At 67.8% G+C, this 2910-nt stretch carries 3 protein-coding genes; all 3 read left to right on the top strand.

Features of this window, described 5'->3' with window-relative positions; all coding sequences use genetic code 11:
• Positions 1–477: TolC family protein (locus ABNS06_RS02965; RefSeq protein ID WP_348672479.1), on the top strand; the 477-nt coding region annotated here is incomplete at its 5' end.
• The gene (locus tag ABNS06_RS02960; protein WP_348672478.1) at positions 474–1409 is read left to right on the top strand and encodes an efflux RND transporter periplasmic adaptor subunit; all 936 of its coding nucleotides are present in this window, start codon (positions 474–476) and stop codon (positions 1407–1409) included. The genes ABNS06_RS02965 and ABNS06_RS02960, both read left to right, overlap by 4 nt.
• Positions 1410–1419: 10 nt before the next feature.
• Positions 1420–2910: CusA/CzcA family heavy metal efflux RND transporter (locus ABNS06_RS02955; RefSeq protein WP_348672477.1), on the top strand; the 1491-nt coding region annotated here is incomplete at its 3' end.

The raw sequence follows: 2910 nt of genomic DNA, 5'->3' as shown, positions 1-2910 counted from the left end.
CTGGCCGCGAGCCGTGCCCGATCCGATCTGAGCTGGTCGGTCGGTGTTCGCGATGATCGCGACAGCGGTGATCAGGCCCTGGTGTTCGGCCTTGGCTTGTCGCTGGGCAGCAGTCGCCGTTCACAGCCTGAACGCCAGGCCGCCGAGGCGCAGGTCGAAGCCTCGCACTGGGCCAGGCAGTCGGCCGGCCTGGAGGCCCAGGCGCTGGTCACCGCCGCCTGGGCCGAGCTCGATGCGTTGTACGAGGCCTTCGCGGTGATTCGTGATGACCTGGAGGCGCAGTCCGCCGAGGTGCTTCAGGCGATGCGCGACGGCTATCGCCAGGGCCGCTACAGCCTGCTCGAACTCACCACGGCGCAGCAGGACCTGCTGACCTGGCGGCAACGTCGCCTCGCCGTCGCCACCGAATACCACCAGACACGCATCGAGCTGGAGCGCCTGCTGGGCCGCTCGCTCGGGGAGAACGCAAGCCAATGAACGCATTCCATTCAAGCATTGTTTCAGCACTGTTCCTCCTGCTCGCCGGGGCCGGTTCCGCCCACGCATCGGGGGATCACGACCACGGGCACGGCGATGACCACGGCGGCGGGCATGCCGATCAGGTCGAGATGTCCGCCGACATGGCGGACCGCATGCAGGTGAAGACCGCGATCGCCGGTCCCGGGCAGTTGCGCATCACCCGCGAGCTGACCGGCCGTGTGCATACCGACCCGGCGCGCGTGTCGCGCGTGCGTCCAAGGTACGCCGGGCTGATTCAGTCCGTCAGCGCGCAACCCTGGACCCGCGTCACCGCGAACCAGGTGCTCGCCCGGGTGCAGAGCAACGACAGCCTGCAAAGCTACGACCTGCGCGCGCCGATCGGCGGATGGGTGGTGACCCGCAATGCCCAGGTGGGCGAGGTGACCGGGAGCGAACCGCTATTCGTCATCGCCGACCTGTCCGAGCTGTGGGTGGAGTTCGACGTGTTCGATCACGATCTCGATGTTGTTCGCGTCGGCCAGACCGTCGACATCTTCGGTCTTCACGACAATCCGGTCGGCCAGGGCGTGGTCGATCAGCTCTCGCCACTGGCGATTCACGCGGCGCAGTCGGTACGGGCGCGGGTGATCGCGCCCAACCCGGACGGCGCGTTACGACCCGGCCAGTATGTCCATGGCGAGTTGCTGGTCGAGGCGCAACCGGTCGACCTGCTGATTCCCCGCTCGGCCGTCCAGCGGCGGGAGGGGCGAAGCGTGGTGTTCGAACAGGTGGATGACGGCTACGCCCAGCGTCCGGTGGAACTGGGGCGGGGCAACGCCGAGTCGGTCGAAGTGCTGTCGGGACTGGAGCCGGGGGCGCGTGTCGTCGTCGGCAACAGCTATCTGATGAAGGCGGACCTCGACAAGTCCGGCGCCAGCCACCAGCACTGAGGACATCATCATGCTTGAAGCCATCATCCGGTTCGCGGTGGCGAACCGTGTCCTCGTGCTGTTCGCGGTGGTCCTGATCGGCGGCCTGGGCATCTACAACGCCCAGCGGCTGAACATCGACGCCGTGCCGGACATCACCACCGTGCAGGTGCAGGTCAACACGGCCGTTCCCGGCTACTCGCCACTGGAAGCCGAGCAGCGCGTGACCTTCCCGGTCGAGACCGCCATGGCGGGTTTGCCGCGCCTGGACTACACGCGTTCATTGTCCCGCTACGGGCTGTCACAGGTGACCGTCGTGTTTGAGGACGGCACCGACATCTACTTCGCCCGTCAGCTCGTCGCCGAACGCCTCGCCGGTTTGCGCGAGGCGCTACCGACCGGCGCGTCGCCGGCGCTGGGGCCGATCGCCACCGGCCTGGGCGAGATCTTCATGTACACCATCGGCGCCGAGCCGGGCACGGACTGGTCGCCGACCGATCTGCGCAGCGTGCAGGACTGGATCGTCCGGCCGCAGCTCCAGCAAACCGACGGCGTGGTCGAGGTCAACACCATCGGCGGGTTCGAGAAGACCTATCTCGTCGCGCCATGGCCGGACCGCCTGCTCGCCTATGACCTGACCGTGGACAACGTGATGTCGGCGCTGGCCCGCAACAACAGCAACATGGGCGCGGGCTACATCGAGCGTTACGGCGTGCAGTACCTGATCCGCTCACCGGGGCAGGTGCAGACGCTGGATGACATCCGCGGCATCGTCGTCGCCCGGCGCGACGGCGTGCCGATCCGCATGGACGAGATTGCCGAGGTCGCGACCTCGCGGCATCTGCGCAGCGGCGCGGCCACCCAGAACGGCGAGGAGGTCGTGCTCGGCACCACCTTCATGCTCATCGGGGCCAACAGCCGTCGCGTGGCGCAGGCCGTGTCCGAGCGGCTGGAAGCCATCGAGGCCTCGCTGCCCGAGGGCGTCACGCTGAACCCGGTCTACAACCGCGTGGACCTGGTCGACAAGACCATCGCCACCATCGAGAAGAATCTGGTGGAGGGCGCGCTGCTGGTCATTGCCGTGCTGTTCCTGATGCTGGGCAACCTGCGCGCGGCCCTGATCACGGCATTGATCATCCCGCTCGCGATGCTGATGACCATCAGCGGCATGGTCGCCAGCCGCACCTCGGGTAACCTGATGAGCCTGGGCGCGCTGGACTTCGGCCTGATCGTCGACGGCGCCGTGATCATCGTCGAGAACTGTCTGCGCCGGTTGTCCGAGGCGCAGCGCCAGGCCGGCGTTGCGCTGCTGCTGCGCGAGCGGCTGGCGCTGGTGCGGGCCGCGACCGGCGAGGGAATCCGGCCCAGCGTGTTCGCGATCACCATCATCCTGATCGTGTACCTGCCGGTGTTCGCGCTCAGCGGGGTGGAGGGCAAGATGTTCCATCCCATGGCGCTGACCGTGGTGATGGCGCTGCTCGCGGCGCTGGTACTGTCGGTCACCTTCGTGCCGGCGGCGCTG

It is taken from the genome of uncultured Abyssibacter sp. (assembly GCF_964000955.1).
Lineage (GTDB): Bacteria > Pseudomonadota > Gammaproteobacteria > Nevskiales > OUC007 > Abyssibacter.
Note: the sequence above shows the minus strand (reverse complement) of the source record. Positions and strands in the feature narration are given on the sequence as shown.